This window comes from Granulicatella sp. zg-84 (assembly GCF_010892375.1).
Lineage (GTDB): Bacteria > Bacillota > Bacilli > Lactobacillales > Aerococcaceae > WM01.
The window spans coordinates 26542-43159 of sequence record NZ_WNJX01000006.1; the positions used below are offsets into that span (position 1 = coordinate 26542).

The window sequence follows — 16618 nt, forward strand, 5'->3', positions numbered from 1 at the left end:
GGAGAATATGATGTTTTTAGCATTTTATAATAAAGAACATGTTGGAGATACGCTTTTATTAGTTCGTAAGGAAACAGATGAACCAGTAGACTTTGAACGTGTAGACGATGTGACACGTGTGTTTATCAAAGAAACAAATGAAACAGTAGCTTATAATATTTTCAATATATCTGAGAAAATGACACTTGAAGGGCATGGACAAGTCTTACTAAGAGATGATCAAGTTGTGATGTTGAATGAGCTATTATCTAAATATCAATGGGAAACTATTACCGTAGATAATACACCTAAATTTGTGATAGGACATGTGGATACATGTGTTGATCATACTGATTCAGATCATCTACATGTAACAACTGTGTCTGTTGGGCAAGATAAACCATTACAAATTGTATGTGGAGCACCTAATGTAGAAGTAGGACAACGTGTAGTTGTCGCAAAAGTTGGAGCAGTGATGCCAAGTGGCATGATTATTTGGGACGGAGAACTACGTGGTATTGCCAGTCAAGGTATGTTATGTTCTGCTAGGGAATTACAGTTACCAAATGCACCTGATAAAAGAGGTATTTTAGTGTTAGACGAGGGAATAGTTGGACAGCCTTTTCCTTTGGTGTAGGAGGAGAAAATGATTGATTTTCCAAATTATTTAATCCATAATGGGTATCCTAGATTAGAAAAGCGTCAAATGAAATCTGAAATCGTTCTATCAAAACCATTTCAGCATGTGCGAGATGAACAAGCAAAACAACGATATGAAAAGAAGCGTGACGACGAATTAAAGCAATTAGAAAAACGTCAATCACGTCCATTTGTGAGAAGTGAAGTGCCGTCTTTGTTAAAAGGTATGGAGAAAAAAACGCCAGTTGATTATAGAAGTCTTTATGGGCGTTTATCTGTTTCAGAGGAAGATTTGTTGCTCTTTGCAGAAAATAGTCGACAGTTATATCATGATTTGTCGAAGTTATCACAATTATTAGAAGAAGAAACACAGAGTCATCCAGACGTGAATAAAAAAGCAAAAAAAGTACAAAAACGTGGTTTAAATCGTTCTATAAATGGTATTTTAGAGCAAGAAAATCGTGATATAGCGTATTTATCGAACCGTGTAGAAAGAGAGAATATATATGACTGAAGAGAAAATTTATCATTTCACGGGGATAAAAGGATCTGGAATGAGTGCTCTTGCACTCGTTTTAAATGGAAAAGGGAAAAAAGTTCAAGGTAGTGATAAAACAGAATATTTCTTCACACAAAAAGGATTGGAAGACCAACGTATTCCGTTATATGATTTTTTACAGGCAACCTTAGACAATCAACATATAGTTATTGCTGGAAATGCGTATACGGATGATCATGAAGAATTGGTACAAGCAAGAGAAAATGGAGCGGAAGTCATTCGTTATCATACATTTTTGGGAGATTTGATTAACCAATATACGAGTGTTGCGATAACTGGTTCTCATGGAAAAACAACTACAACTGGATTATTATCTCATGTTTTAAAAACATTGAAACCAACAAGTTATTTAATTGGAGATGGTACAGGTTTTGGAGCAAATGATGCAGAATATTTTGTGTTAGAAGCATGTGAATATCGTCGTCATTTTTTGGCATATCATCCAGATTATGCCATTATGACAAATGTGGATTTCGATCATCCTGATTATTATAAAAATATTGATGATGTATTTTCTGCATTTGAAGCATTTGCCAAGCAAGTAAAAAAAATAGTCGTTGCATGTGGCGATGATGCTTATTTACCACGTTTAAAATCATTAGGTAATGTCATGTACTATGGATTTAAAGAAACTAATGATTTTATAGCGAGAAATATTGAACGTGCACAAGACGGGTCAAAGTTTGATGTGTATGTCAAAGAGCAATTTTATGGAACGTTCCACATTCCAACGTATGGATTGCACAATGTTTTAAATGCATTAGGTGTGATTTCATTATGTTATTTAGAAGGTTTTAAAGCAGAAGATGTGGCAAAAGCTTTATTAACATTTTCTGGTGTAAAACGTCGTTTTTCAGAAAAAATTGTGGGTAGTATGACTATTATTGACGACTATGCACATCATCCATCTGAAATTGCCGCGACACTAGATGCTGTGCATCAAAAATATCCAGATAAAGAAGTGATTGCGGTATTTCAGCCACATACGTTTACACGTACCGTTGCACTTTTAGAACAATTCGCTCATGTTTTATCAACAGCAGATAAAGTTTATTTATGTGATATTTTTGCCTCTGCACGAGAAACAGTTGGCGATGTTACTGTTCAAGATTTAGCAGATAAAATTACAAAAGATGTCCAAATTTTGCATAAAAACAATTTATCTTTGTTATTAGATTATAAAGATGCAGTTATTGTTTTTATGGGAGCAGGCGATATTAACAAAATTGCGAATGATTATACGAATTTATTAGGTCAATTACAATTAAATAAAAATTAAACATTTAAAATATACGGTACCGTTATATGTATACGGTACTGTTTCTTTATAGAAGGGAGACAACAATGTCAAAGAATAAATTACTGTTAATTGATGGAAGTAGTTTAGCTTTTCGTGCATTTTATGGACTATCTTATTTAGATAAATTTAAAACAAAAACAGGACTACATACAAATGCTCTATATGCTTTTCATACGATGCTCGATAGTATGATGAAAAGAGAAGAAGCCACACATATATTGGTTGCATTTGATGCAGGTAAAACAACATTTAGAACAGAGATGTTCACAGAATATAAAGGTGGGCGTGATAAAATGCCTGAAGAAATGGCTGAACAATGGCCATATTTTCGTGTAATGCTCGATGCCTTGGGTATCAAACATTATGAGTTATTGAATTATGAAGCAGACGATATTATTGGAACACTTGCGTCAATGGGTGAACAGGAAAATTTTGAAGTTGTTGTCGTTTCTGGAGATAGAGATTTAATCCAACTAACAAGTGAGCATATTCGTGTGGATATTACTAAAAAAGGTTCGGAAGTATATGCCTATACGCCTCAAGTTGTGATGAATGATATGGGAATTACACCGAAACAGTTGATTGATGTAAAGGGCTTAATGGGTGATTCTTCGGATAATTATCCGGGTGTTACAAAAGTTGGTGAAAAAACAGCATTAAAACTCATTCAAGAATATGGTAGTGTTGAAGGTGTATATGATCATGTACAGGACATGAAGACCAGTAAGTTAAAAGAAAACTTGATTACAGATAAAGAAAATGCTTTTTTAAGTAAAAATTTAGCACGTATTTTAACTGATGCACCGATTGATGTTACGTTAGACGACACTTTATATCGTGGGAAAAATATTCCTGCTTTAGAAAAGTTTTATAAAGAAATGGAATTTAAACAATTTTTAAGTCAATTAGATGTGCAAGAAGAAAAAATTGATATTGTTGATAGTGCTTATGAATTTGTAGAAGAAGTTACATCGGATATGGTTTCACAAGACGGTGTTTTTTATATTGAGCTACTGGAGGAAAATTATCATACCGGTACACCAGTAGGAATTGCTTGGTCAAATCAAGGTCGTATTTATGTGTCGCGATGGGAAACATTATTAGCGTCCTCTTTACTACAAAACTGGTTAATGAGTTCACATCCAAAAATCGTATTTGATCGTAAAAAAACAGAAGTAATGTTAAGAAGATATGGATTAAACATTGATTGTATGGCTTTTGATATTTTATTAGCAGCTTATTTATTAAATACAAATTTAACAAATTCGGATATTTCTCAAGTTGCATCGGAATATTACCATACAAGTGTTAAAAGTGATGAAGTTGTTTATGGAAAAGGTGTTAAATTAGCTATTCCAGAACCAATAATTTGGCAACAGCATTTGGCTCAAAAAGTAGATGCACTACAAGCATTGTATCCAATTTTTGATACATTATTAAAAGAACAATCATTGGATGCGTTATATTATGATATGGAAATGCCTTTAGCACATGTACTGGCTCAGATGGAATGTTTAGGGATTAAAGTGAATGATACGACTTTGTTGGATATGAAAGATATATTAGAAGAACGTATCGTTACTTTAGAACAAGAAATTTATGACTTGGCGGGAGAAGTATTTAATATTAATTCACCTAAAAAACTTGGTGAAATCCTTTTTGAAAAACTTGGTCTACCAGCTAGCAAAAAAACAAAAACTGGTTATTCAACAGCGGTTGATGTATTAGAAAAATTATTGTACGTACCAATTGTTGAGAAAATTTTGGATTATCGTCAAATTACAAAATTGAAATCAACGTATGTGGAAGGCTTATTGAAATATATTTCGGATGTGGATCAAAAAGTTCATACACGTTTTGTTCAAACCTTAACACAAACAGGACGCTTAAGTTCAACCGACCCTAATTTACAAAATATTCCCGTCCGTATGGAAGAGGGACGACGTATTCGTAAAGCTTTTGTACCTAGCCATCCAAACTGGAAATTATTATCGGCAGATTATTCACAAATTGAATTGCGTGTGCTCGCACATATTGCTGATGATGAACATATGAAAGAGGCTTTTGTATCTGATGAGGATATTCATACAAGTACGGCGATGAGAGTGTTTGGGGTTGCAAGAGAAGAGGTTGACGATGCCATGAGGCGTCAAGCAAAAGCAGTTAATTTTGGTATTGTTTATGGGATAAGCGATTATGGATTATCTCAAAATTTAAATATTACAAGAAAAGCAGCTAAAGAATTTATAGATCGTTATTTTGAAAAATATCCAAATATACAAAAATATATGCATGATATTGTTGCTTTGGCAAAAAAACAAGGGTATGTAGAAACATTAAATCATAGACGTCGTTATTTACCGGATTTATCGTCTAGTAATTTTAATATTCGTTCATTTGCTGAACGTACAGCAATGAATACGCCTATTCAAGGAAGTGCTGCCGATATTATTAAAATAGCGATGATACGAATGGCACATGAAATGGAGAAACGACATGTTCAGTCAAGAATGCTGTTACAAGTACATGATGAGTTGATTTTTGAAGTGCCTGAAGAGGAAATTGAAATCATGCAAAAACTTGTGAAAGAGGTCATGGAGAACGCTGTGTCATTATCTGTTCCGTTGAAAGTGGATTGTGAAATAGGGGACACATGGTATGATGCGAAATAAATGAGAAAAAAATGATAAAACATATTGACATTTCTCATTGTATACGTTATAGTGATGTTAATTTCATAGATAAACGTTGAAAAGATAAGTAAAAGCATGATGCATATTAAAGAGAGCTTTTGGTTGATGAAAAAAAGCAATGATAGTGCTTCGAAAATGGTCTTGGAGTAAGATATATCTAATAGGTATATCCGTCATGTGTACGATATAACACAACAGTATGATTGTACTGGTAAAGGTGTGTGTTGTAAAGCATACATGAACGTAGAGTGGTAACGCGATAATCCGCCTCTAGTATTTTAAAATACTAGAGGCTTTTTGTTTATCTGACATGAAATAAGTGTATGTAAGAGGTGATGATAGTCTGATACATTAGAAGAGATTGAAACATGGGAAAAAGACTTGTTATAAAAAAGAGGCCAAAGCTGACCTCTTGTATTTATTTCATATCTTTTGAGCTAACCATAATGTCGTCAATTAAACCGTACTCTTTTGCTTCTTGTGCGGTTAACCAATTATCACGATCAGTGTCTTTTGCGATTTTTGTTATTTTTTGACCTGTATTTTTTGCTAAAATTTTATTTAAACGTTCACGTGTAAATAAAATATGTTTTGCAGCAATTTCGATTTCTGTTGCTTGACCTTGAGCACCACCTAATGGCTGGTGAATCATAATTTCTGCATTTGGTAATGCATAACGTTTACCTTTTGCACCAGATGAAGATAAAAAACTTCCCATAGAAGCTGCTAAACCAATGACAATGGTTTGCACATCTGCTTTAATAAAGTTCATTGTATCATAAATGGCTAAACCGGCTGATACGCTTCCTCCTGGTGAGTTGATATATAAATAAATATCTTTTTCAGGGTCTTGTGCTTCTAAAAATAGTAATTGTGCAATAACAGAGTTTGCTACATCATCATCAATAGGGCCACTCAACATAATAATACGGTCTTTCAAAAGTCTTGAATAAATATCGTAAGCACGCTCGCCACGTGATGATTGTTCAATAACAGTAGGCACTAAATTCATTTCTTTCCTCCAAAGATTGTTTTTACTTAGTATAAAAGTATCTTGCGGGTTAGTAAAGTAAAATGTCTTTTATAAATTATTAGAATAGAAAAAGGAGAATATATTATGATAAAACAAATTAAAAAAAGTTTCACAGTTGCTTTAGCAGCATGTTTATTAGGAGCTTGTGGACAAGCTCCACAAATACAAAGTAATCAAGAATCAACAACAAAAGAACCGACAAAAGTAAAAATTGCAGTTGTCGGTAGTCCATCACACGATATTTGGAATTTTGTCGCTGAAAAAGCTAAAAAAGAAAATATTGATTTAGAAGTTATTGAAATGAATGATTATGTTCAACCAAATGTGGCACTATCAGAAGGGTCTATTGATTTGAATGCATATCAACATCGTGCATATTTAAAACAATGGAATACAGAGCATAAAGACGATTTAAAAGAAATAGGTTTAACCATTATTACACCACTATATTTCTTCTCTAATAAAGTAAAATCATTAAGTGATTTACCTGAGGGTGCTAAAGTTGCTATTCCAAAAGAAGTAGCTATTCAAGGTCGTGCGTTAGTTGCCTTACAAACAGCAGGTGTTATTAAATTAAAAGATGGTGGTAGTACAAAATCTTCTTTAACAGATATTGAAAGTAATCCAAAAAATATTGAGTTTTTAGAAGTTGAATCTGCCCAAGCAGTGCGTACATTAGATGATGTACACGCAGCAACAATTGGAGGTTCTTTTGCAACAGATGCAGGTCTATCTATTAAAGACAATATTTTCACAGATGCAGATTATTTAGATACAATTCCAGCAGACCGTTACAATATTATTGCAGCAAAAGAAAAAAATGCAGATAATCCTGTTTATAAAAAAATTGTGGAATTATTCCAATCTGATGATGTTGTTGAGAAAATGAATGAAGTAGCACCAGGTCAATATTATCCCGTTTGGAAAACAAATAAATAGTTTTAAAGTATAAAAAATATGTGAAACACCACTTGAGTGTCTTGAATACTCAAGTGGTGCTTATTTTTAAAATGTGCTATGCTTAGTGTAAGAAAGGTGGATTATTTATGGCAGAAAAATTATTTTCATTAGCACTTGAATTACAAAGTTTAGCACAAGCAGGCTTATTTTATGGAAAAGATATTTTTGATTTAGAAAGATATGAGCGTATTAAAGATATTTCTCTAGAAATTTTATCAAATAAAACGTCTTATTCTTTAGAAAGAGTAAGTGATTTATTTTTAACAGAAAAAGGTTATCAAACACCTAAAGTAGATGTGCGTTCAGCTGTTTTTCAAGAGGATACTATTTTATTAGTTCAAGAGAAAACAGGTCTGTGGTCTTTACCGGGCGGGTGGTGCGATATTTTATTAACGCCTACTGAAAATGCCATAAAAGAAGTAAAAGAAGAGGCAGGATTGGATGTGAAGATAGATAAGTTGGTTGCCGTTTTAGACATGGCAAAACATCATCAAAAGAAGAATATTTTTAGTGTTTATAAATTCTTTTTTACGTGTGAGGTATTAGGAGGGGAGTTTATAAGTAACAGTGAAACATTAGCTAGTCGCTATTTTAAGTTAACAGAATTACCAGAACTGGCTGAGTCAAAGACGACAGTTAAAGAAATTGAGATGTGTTTTGATGCTTATCAAAATAGTGATTGGAAAGTAGTTGTTGATTGATTATCACATATTGATTTAAAGAGTATAATATAAAGGACCTCGAAGCATTTACTTCGAGGTCCTTTTGTTTTATTCGTATAGTGCATTGACACGTGCTTGTACAGCCTCATCACTTAAATATTCTTCATAAGTGGTAGATAATCTATCGACAACACCATTTGGAGAAACTTCAATAATACGATTTGCAATTGTATTGATAAATTCGTAGTCATGTGATGTAAATAGAAGAGAACCTTTAAAGGCAATCATACCGTCATTTAAAGCAGTAATAGATTCTAAGTCTAAGTGATTTGTTGGGTCATCTAAAATCAATACATTTGATTTTGATAGCATCATTTTTGATAACATACAACGTACTTTTTCTCCCCCGGATAAGACGTTTACTTCCTTCATTACGTCCTCACCAGAGAAGAGCATGCGACCTAAGAAACTACGTAGGAATGTATTATCGCTTTCTTCTTGTGGAGCGTATTGACGTAGCCACTCTAAAATAGATAAGTTTGAGCTAAATTCTTCCGTTGTATCTTTTGGTAAGTAAGCGCGGCTTGTTGTGACACCCCATTTGAATGTACCACTATCTGCTTCCATTTCACCCGTTAAAATTTTAAATAATGTTGTTGTCGTAATATCTTTTCTACTTAAAAAGGCAACTTTATCGTCTTTTGATAAGGTGAATGAAATATTATCCAATACTTTTTCGCCATCAATCGTTTTTGATAAGTTTTCAACAATCAATAAGTCATTTCCGATTTCACGATCAATCGTAAAGCCAACAAAAGGATACTTACGAGAAGACGGTTGAATATCGTCCAGTGTAATTTTTTCCAACATTTTTTTACGAGAAGTTGCTTGCTTGGATTTAGAGGCATTTGCACTAAAGCGTGCAATAAAGTCTTGTAATTCTTTAATTTTTTCTTCTTTTTTCGCATTCGCATCAGCAGCTAATTTTGCGGCTAATTGACTTGATTTTAACCAGAAATCATAGTTTCCGACATATAGTTGGATTTTGCCGAAATCAACGTCAGCCATATGTGTGCATACGACATTTAAAAAGTGACGGTCATGAGAAACGACAATAACAGTATTGGGAAAGTCTAATAAAAAGTCGGACAACCAGTCAATAGATGCTTTATCCAAACCATTGGTTGGCTCGTCTAGTAATAAGACATCAGGTTGACCAAATAATGCTTGTGCCAATAAGACTTTTACTTTCTGAGGTTCAATTAACTCAGCCATTTTTTTATTGTGTAAATCTTCTGTAATACCTAATCCTTGTAGGAGAATAGACGCATCACTTTCAGCTTCCCATCCATTTAATTCAGCAAATTCGCCTTCTAATTCACCAGCACGAACACCGTCTTCTTCTGAAAAATCTTCCTTTGCATATAAGGCATCTTTTTCTTTCATAATATCATATAGACGTTTATTTCCCATAATGACGGTTTCTAAAACATCGTATTCTTCAAAGCCGTAGTGATTTTGGCTTAAAACTGATAGTCGCTCATGTGGGTCTAAAAAGACATCACCTGTTGTTGCTTGAATTTCTCCTGATAAAATTTTTAAGAATGTTGATTTTCCTGCACCATTCGCACCAATAACCCCATAACAGTTACCAGGTGTAAAAGTGATATTTACGTTATCAAATAATTTGCGATCTGAAAATAGTAAACTAACGTTTGATACTGTAAGCAAATTTTTTACCTCATTTCATTATAAATTCTTGCCTATTTTATCATATATAGACTCAAAAGTTAAATATAGTCCTTTAAAGTATTCAATAATTTTTCTGTTGTATCAACGACTTTTCCATTTAATTTCACAAGACCTACTGTATATAGATTGATGTATGAAAATTGCGATTCAGCAATATCTTGTAATGCATCTAATTTTTGTTGATTTATTGCCCCTTGCTGACGGCTATCTGTGTATAAGGCAATAATTGGAATGCCTGCTTGATAAGCAACACCGATTTCACTTGCCACACCAACATCAATGCTTGCACCGTCTAAAACAGCAACCATAATATTGCTGCTTAATAATTGTTCTGTATCAACTTTAGCAATTAGCTTAGAATCGGCGTACGCACTTTTATCGTTAATGTCTGCTTGTTCTTGTGGTAAATAAATATCTAGTGTTGGAAATTGTTGGCGAATTAAACTTACCACATAGCGATTGTATTGTTGTTCCATTTCTGAAAATAAAGGACTAGCAAAATAAATTTTTGTCATATTTGTTTCCTCCAGTGTTATCATTTATAGATATTTTAAAGTCATCAAAAAGTCTATTTCCATCTCTCATTGATGATGTATTACGTATAGCATAATGTAAAAAGTCTTTATTATCAACTAATTAGAGTAGATAATAACTGGATTTTTGTTAATCAATATAGAAGAACAAAAAACAGCTCTTTATATTACGATTTTGTTACAAAAATAACAGAAAGATATAAAAATAATACATTTTAAAGACAGAATGAGTTTAAATGTAATTTTTTAGTAACATAAATGTATTCTTGCTTTGATAGAATGAGATTAAGTAAAGGAGTGACCTATGTTAAAAAGAAAATCAAGACGATTTTTCTTGTTCATTGGATTTTCTTTTTTTGTAAGCAGTCTTTATATAGCTTATGCTCAAGAAGATGCTTCAAAAGAGCAGATTGAAAAGCAATCAAAAGATATAGAAATACAAATTGAATCGCTTGTGACTTCACTACAAGAAAAGCAAAATAAAGTTTCTCAGTTAACTGAAGACATTGAAACAAGTAAAAAACTATATCGAGAAACGGAAAGAAAAATTATTGATCAGGAAAAAATCGTTGAATCAAGAAGGTTACAAGCGAAAGATAGACTAAGAGAAATACAAATTCGAGATGAAGTCAATGATATTTTGTATATTTTGTTATCTTCTGAGAGTATTACTGATTTTTTTGAACGGTATCATTTAATGGCACAGTTACAAGATGCGGCGAATAGTCGTTTGACGTCTGCACAACAATCTTTTAAAGACTTACAACGTTTAAAAGCGGAGCATAAAGATCAAATTATTCAATTAAATGCTCAAAAGAAAGAGTTGGAAGAAGAAACGGTACGCTTAAGCGAACAAAAAGAAGTTCTGTCAGAAAAAATTGCTAGTAATAGCGATTATTTAGATAAATTGGCAGAAGAAAAATATCGTAAACAACTTGAATTAACTGAAATGTTTGAAAAAATGATGCAAGAACAAAAACAAGTGACTGTTGCACAAGTGACAACACAATCTGTACAGGAGAATAAAGAAAAACCAGCAGAAACAACGACACAAACGCAACAAACAACACAAGTATCGACAGCAGAAAATACCTTTGTCGGTCGAACGTTGACAGTACATGCAACGGCTTATTCTTATAATGAACCAGGATTAACACATCATACGAAAATGGGAATTGATTTACGTATCAATCCTAAAGTAATTGCTGTTGATCCAAGTGTTATTCCATTAGGATCTTATGTTTATATTCCAAACTTTGGTGTTTATTTAGCAGCCGACGTTGGAAGTGCAATTAAAGGAAATAAAATCGATATTCATATGGTCAGTGTTGAGGATGCTATAAAATTTGGCAGACAAAATATAACTGTGACTATTTTAAAAGATAAACCTTAAGAAACTGATGATTGAAAACCACATTTGTCAAAAATGTGGTTTTTTTGCATATATAATTAGTAGGAGGGGAAAATGCTTATTGCGAAAAATCATCGACATCACTATTGCCAAGCAAAACTGGCAACTAAAGAAGAGGACTATTATTGTCCAAGTTGTTTACAAGAAGTAGTATTAAAAATTGGTAAAGTAAAAACACCCTATTTTGCACATAAAAAAGTATGCTCACAAAACTTGTTTAGTGAAGGGGAAACGATAGAGCATGTACAAGGTAAGCAGTATTTATACGATTTGTTGTCTAAGCATAGTTGTTGTCCAGTACTAGAGCCGTATATCAAAACCTTAAAACAAAGACCAGATATTTTATTTTTTTATAAGCATCAACAATATGTGATTGAATTTCAATGTAGTTTTATCTCAAGTGAAAAAATACGTCAACGAACAGAAGGATATGTTAAAGAGGGATATCATGTTATTTGGATTGTAGGGAGAAAATTGTTTTTATCTCATAATCTTTTTTTCGCTCAAACCACACCTGTATTAAGTTTATTTCATTTAAATACTCAAACAAAAAAATTATATCAAAAAACAGTAGGCTATACACATGCTATTACTCTTGTTGATTTATTAAGTAATCAGTCAAAACGGTATCAATTAAATGTTCGACAAACACCAAATCAGTATAGTAAAAGATGTCTGTCAAAAGCATGTTTACGTTATTTATATGAGAGGCGTATTGCTGTATGCTATTTACCGTCGGTATTATTCATACAAAAAAAGCATTATTTAGGATTGGCTACTTCTTTTATCGAGGTTCTTATTTATGTTTTTTGTAAAATTCAAAAAGATAAAAAAGTAACATTTTATATTCTTTTTCAATATTTAGTGTGGCTTGTTAAGCATGATATTATTCGTTTAAAAGAAATGCCTTTAATTGATAAACATACATTTATTTATCAGTTTATGTATGATGCATTATTTGTATTGGAAAAAATAAATTGTATTACTTGTATGCAAGATAGTGTCTTTATCAAAAAACAGTGAAAAATTTTCTTTGTTTAAATTTAATAATTGCCATTATGATGAAAATCTACTATGATAGAGTTATCATATATTTTGGAGGTCATTTTATGACAAAATTACTTGTTTTTGGGCACCAAAATCCAGATACAGATACAATTTCATCTGCGATTGCCTATGCATATTTATTAACACAAAAAAATCATGAAGCAGAACCAGTTGCTTTAGGAAACCCAAATGAAGAAACACAATTTGCTTTAGAATATTTTGGTGTGAAAGCGCCACGTGTGGTAGAAACAGTATCTAATGAAGTGGATACGGTTGCCTTGGTTGACCACAATGAAGCACAACAAAGTGTCAAAGACTTAAAAGATGTAACAGTATTTTCTGTTGTGGATCATCATCGTATTGCCAATTTTGAAACAGCAAATCCATTGTATTACCGTGCTGAACCAGTAGGCTGTACAGCTACTATTTTGTATAAATTATTTAAAGAAGATGGTATTGAGATTCCATCTCACATTGCTGGATTGATGTTGTCGGCAATTATTTCAGATACATTATTATTTAAATCACCAACATGCACACAAGAAGATATTGATGTTGCACATGAATTAGCGGCATTATCAAAAGTAGATGTTAATGTATATGGTTTAAATTTATTAAAAGCAGGAACAAATTTATCAAGCAAAACCATTGAAGAATTATTAAACTTAGATGCAAAATCATTCCCTATGGGAAGTACAACAGTACGTATTGCACAAGTGAACACAGTTGATGAAAATGAATTATTAGTGAAACAAGATGTATTAGAAGCAGCAATGGATAAAGAAAATAAAGAAAATGACTATGATTTATTTGTTTTAGTAATCACAAATATTTTAACAAGTAATTCAGTTGTTGTTGTTTCAGGAGAACCACAGGAAGCTGTTGAAAAAGCGTTCAATGTAACATTAGCAAACCATACTGCTGTATTAGAAGGTGTCGTATCACGTAAAAAACAAGTTGTCCCAGCTTTAACAGAAGTTTTAGGATAATAGGTTTGATGTTTTATTGATACTCGTTATCGATAGAGATAATATCGTGTGTTGGGGAGTGAGCAAAAAATGCTCACTCCCCATATTATAAAAATGGTATAACAAAGGAGAACGGGTTTGAACGTTGAAAAATTATCAAAGAGATTAGAGTTAGTTGCCAACGCTGTGCCAAAAGATGCAAGAGTAGCAGATATAGGTTCCGATCATGCTTATTTACCTTGTTATTTAGCGTTAAATGAGCAGATTACGTATGCTGTGGCTGGAGAAGTTGTTGACGGACCTTTTCAATCAGCGTGTCTACATGTGAAAGAACAAGGTTTAGAAGAGAAAGTATTTGTTCGTTTAGCAGACGGTTTAGATGCTATTGAAGAACTCGACAAGATTGATACAGTAACTATTTGTGGTATGGGTGGCGATTTGATTTCTAAAATTTTAGAACGTGGTTATATAAAAGGGCAATTAAAAACAGTAAATACTCTTATTTTACAGCCAAATATAGGGGAACAGCATGTCAGAAAATGGTTAATGGCACATCAATACAAAATTATTGAAGAATATATTATAGAAGAAAACAAAAAAATTTATGAAGTTATTGTGGCGACGGTATCAAAAGATGATATAGAGTACTCGTTAGAGCAATTACAATTTGGGGTATTTTTACCAGATCGTAAAGAAACAGCTTTTGTACAAAAGTGGATGTTAGAATTGGATAAATATGAATCAGTTATAAAACAATTAAAGCAAGCAAAAACAGATGAGTCAGAGAAAATTTTATTGTTTAGAGAAAAGCAACGTGTCATTAAGGAGATGTTAGGTAATGCCCACAGTAAGTGAAGTGATAGAGGTTATTGAAACATTAGCACCACGTTATTTAGCTGAGAGTTGGGATAATGTGGGGCTACAAATCGGAAGAAGAGATGTAAAGGTAAAAGGGATTTTATTTACTTTAGATGTCACAATTGAAGTTGTGGAGGAAGCCATAGGTAAAGGTGCCAATTTAATAATTGCACATCATCCGATTATTTTTAAAGGTGTCAAATCTATTTGTTCGGATAACGATAAAGGGATGCTCTATTTAAAATTGATAGAGCAGGGTATCAATGTTTATGTTGCACATACCAATTTAGATAATGCCAATGGAGGCATGAATGATTGGTTAGCACAGTCATTAGGATTGCAGAATATTTGTGTGATGGATGTCATTGGCACATTGGAAAATGGACAAGAGTATGGTACTGGTCGTGTCGGAATGTTCGAAAATCCAATGACATTGGAAGAATTAGGCAATCTTGTAAATGATGTGTATATCACACATGGTGTACGTTTTGTCGGTGACAAAAAAACACGTATTCAAAAAGTTGCATTATGTGGAGGCTCAGCCATGGATTATTATGAAAGTGCCCTTAAACATAAAGCAGATGTATATATTACAGGTGATATTAAATATCATCAAGCCCAAGATTTATTAGCAGAGGGACTTGTAGCGATTGATGCTGGGCATTATATTGAAAGTATTTGTAAAGATAAATTATTTGCTATCTATAAAGAATGGGTTAAAATGAATGAGTATGATATACCATTATATATTTCACAAGTGAATACAGACCCATTTGTATTTTAGAAAGAAGGAAAAAAGATGACAGAAAAATTAGTTGAACGTTTTGTAACATATATTAAGTTTGATACGCAATCAGATGCATATAGTCAAACAGTTCCGTCTACACAAAATCAAGTAGAGTTTTCAAAAACAGTGTTAATGCCAGAACTAGAAGCATTAGGCTTGTCAGATGTTAAATATCATGAAAGTAATGGATTTGTGACGGCTTTATTACCAAGCAATACAACTAAAAAAGTGTCAACAATCGGCTTTTTAGCCCATGTTGATACAGCAGACTTTAATGGAAAAAATATCAATCCACAATTTCATCCAAACTATCATGGAGAAGATATTGTATTAAATGCAGAAGAAAATATTGTTTTGCGTGTATCAGAGTTTCCAAACTTGGCAAACTATAAAGGACAAACATTGATTACAACAGACGGTACAACATTATTAGGTGCTGATGATAAAGCAGGTATTGCTGAAATTGTCACAGCGGTTGATTATTTATTACAACATCCTGAAATTGAGCATGGAGATATTAAAATTGCATTTGGTCCAGATGAAGAAATTGGTCGTGGTGCTGATTTGTTTGATGTAGCTGACTTTGCAGCCGATTTTGCCTATACAATGGACGGTAGTCGTGTTGGTGAATTGGAATGGGAAAGTTTTAACGCTGCACAAGCAACAGTAAAATTTAAAGGAAAAAATGTGCATCCTGGTACAGCAAAAGGTGTTATGATTAACGCAATGACATTGGCAACAGAATTTGATAGACGTTTGCCGAATAAAGAAGTACCTGAATTAACAGAAAAACGTGAAGGATTTCATCATTTAATGGGTATGTCTGGTACTATTGAAGATGCCACATTACTTTATATCATTCGTGACCACGATAGAGAAAAATTTGAAGCAAAAAAACAATTATTTGATACATTGGCAAAAGAAATGAATGCCGAATTAGGATTAGATAATGTATCTGTTTTACTAGAAGACCAATATTATAATATGGGTGAAATTTTACAAAAAGATATGACACCAGTTCATTTAGCTCAAAAGGCAATGGAAAACTTAGATATTCCAGTTATCATGAATGCTATTCGTGGTGGAACAGACGGTTCAAAATTGTCCTTTATGGGATTACCAACACCAAATATTTTTGCCGGTGGAGAAAACTTCCACGGTCGCTACGAATTTGTTGCGGTGGAATCTATGCAAAAAGCGGTCGATGTCATTGTTGAAATCGTACGCTTAAGTGTTGATTTATAATATAGTAAATTTAATAGTATTCACAAAAGCTCGGCATCAACGTTTTTTATACGTTGATGTCGAGCATTTTCTTATTGAAGTAATTTTATCGTTGAATAGGAAAGAGTATTGTTGATTATGAAAATTTAATGTGTTGAAATGAAATCAAATTTTAATGTTTATTTTATTTTCTTAATCTTTTTGACATATTAT

The 16618-nt window shown here is 32.7% G+C and carries 15 protein-coding genes and 1 other annotated feature; of the genes, 12 read left to right on the top strand and 3 right to left on the bottom strand.

Annotated elements, in window-relative coordinates; genetic code table 11:
* Positions 1–7: 7 nt before the first annotated feature.
* The 4 genes from ytpR (at position 8) to polA (ending at position 5149) form a co-directional block, all read left to right on the top strand.
* A complete protein-coding gene (gene ytpR, locus GMA06_RS02385; RefSeq protein ID WP_163561567.1) occupies positions 8–616 on the top strand; it encodes a YtpR family tRNA-binding protein in 609 nt (202 codons plus the stop codon).
* A 9-nt stretch (positions 617–625) separates the two neighbouring features.
* On the top strand, positions 626–1132 hold the full coding sequence (locus GMA06_RS02390; RefSeq protein ID WP_163561568.1) for a hypothetical protein: 507 nt from the start codon (positions 626–628) through the stop codon (positions 1130–1132).
* Positions 1125–2456 carry a UDP-N-acetylmuramate--L-alanine ligase gene (gene murC / locus GMA06_RS02395; RefSeq protein WP_163545625.1) on the top strand — a complete coding sequence of 444 codons (1332 nt, stop codon included), beginning with the start codon at positions 1125–1127 and terminating at the stop codon, positions 2454–2456. The genes GMA06_RS02390 and murC overlap by 8 nt, the downstream gene beginning before the upstream one ends.
* A gap of 65 nt (positions 2457–2521) precedes the next feature.
* Positions 2522–5149 carry a DNA polymerase I gene (gene polA / locus GMA06_RS02400; protein ID WP_163561569.1) on the top strand — a complete coding sequence of 876 codons (2628 nt, stop codon included), beginning with the start codon at positions 2522–2524 and terminating at the stop codon, positions 5147–5149.
* A gap of 67 nt (positions 5150–5216) precedes the next feature.
* Positions 5217–5445: a binding site (T-box leader), on the top strand.
* A 143-nt stretch (positions 5446–5588) separates the two neighbouring features.
* Here polA and clpP read toward each other — a convergent pair.
* Positions 5589–6182 carry an ATP-dependent Clp endopeptidase proteolytic subunit ClpP gene (gene clpP / locus GMA06_RS02405; RefSeq protein ID WP_163545627.1) on the bottom strand — a complete coding sequence of 198 codons (594 nt, stop codon included), beginning with the start codon at positions 6180–6182 and terminating at the stop codon, positions 5589–5591.
* 105 nt (positions 6183–6287) lie between these two features.
* Between clpP and GMA06_RS02410 the strand changes: the two genes are divergently transcribed.
* Both GMA06_RS02410 and GMA06_RS02415 read left to right on the top strand, forming a co-directional pair.
* Positions 6288–7142, top strand: a complete 855-nt coding sequence (locus GMA06_RS02410) for a MetQ/NlpA family ABC transporter substrate-binding protein (protein ID WP_163561570.1) — start codon at positions 6288–6290, stop codon at positions 7140–7142.
* Between the two features lie 107 nt (positions 7143–7249).
* Positions 7250–7864 (top strand): NUDIX hydrolase, encoded by a 615-nt coding sequence (locus tag GMA06_RS02415; protein ID WP_163561571.1) that lies wholly within the window; start codon positions 7250–7252, stop codon positions 7862–7864.
* 69 nt (positions 7865–7933) lie between these two features.
* Here the strand turns inward: GMA06_RS02415 and GMA06_RS02420 are convergent, their stop codons facing one another.
* Together GMA06_RS02420 and GMA06_RS02425 are read right to left on the bottom strand one after the other, a co-directional pair.
* Complete coding sequence (locus GMA06_RS02420; RefSeq protein ID WP_163561572.1) at positions 7934–9556, bottom strand: ATP-binding cassette domain-containing protein; 1623 nt, start codon at positions 9554–9556, stop codon at positions 7934–7936.
* A 59-nt stretch (positions 9557–9615) separates the two neighbouring features.
* Positions 9616–10092, bottom strand: a complete 477-nt coding sequence (locus tag GMA06_RS02425) for a nucleoside 2-deoxyribosyltransferase (protein WP_163561573.1) — start codon at positions 10090–10092, stop codon at positions 9616–9618.
* A gap of 322 nt (positions 10093–10414) precedes the next feature.
* Here GMA06_RS02425 and GMA06_RS02430 point away from each other — a divergent pair, with 322 nt between their 5' ends.
* The 6 genes from GMA06_RS02430 (at position 10415) to pepT (ending at position 16426) form a co-directional block, all read left to right on the top strand.
* A complete protein-coding gene (locus tag GMA06_RS02430; RefSeq protein WP_163561574.1) occupies positions 10415–11503 on the top strand; it encodes a 3D domain-containing protein in 1089 nt (362 codons plus the stop codon).
* A gap of 72 nt (positions 11504–11575) precedes the next feature.
* Positions 11576–12544, top strand: coding sequence for a competence protein CoiA family protein (locus GMA06_RS02435; RefSeq protein WP_163561575.1), 969 nt, complete (start codon positions 11576–11578; stop codon positions 12542–12544).
* Positions 12545–12630: 86 nt separating this feature from the next.
* Complete coding sequence (locus tag GMA06_RS02440; protein ID WP_163561576.1) at positions 12631–13557, top strand: manganese-dependent inorganic pyrophosphatase; 927 nt, start codon at positions 12631–12633, stop codon at positions 13555–13557.
* Positions 13558–13674: 117 nt separating this feature from the next.
* Positions 13675–14391, top strand: a complete 717-nt coding sequence (locus GMA06_RS02445; protein ID WP_163561577.1) for a tRNA (adenine(22)-N(1))-methyltransferase TrmK — start codon at positions 13675–13677, stop codon at positions 14389–14391.
* Positions 14375–15178: a Nif3-like dinuclear metal center hexameric protein gene (locus GMA06_RS02450; protein ID WP_163561578.1), complete on the top strand. Its 804-nt coding sequence runs from the start codon at positions 14375–14377 to the stop codon at positions 15176–15178. Before GMA06_RS02445 ends, GMA06_RS02450 begins: the two co-directional genes overlap by 17 nt.
* 15 nt (positions 15179–15193) lie before the next feature.
* Positions 15194–16426, top strand: a complete 1233-nt coding sequence (pepT, locus tag GMA06_RS02455) for a peptidase T (RefSeq protein ID WP_163561579.1) — start codon at positions 15194–15196, stop codon at positions 16424–16426.
* Positions 16427–16618 lie beyond the last annotated feature (192 nt).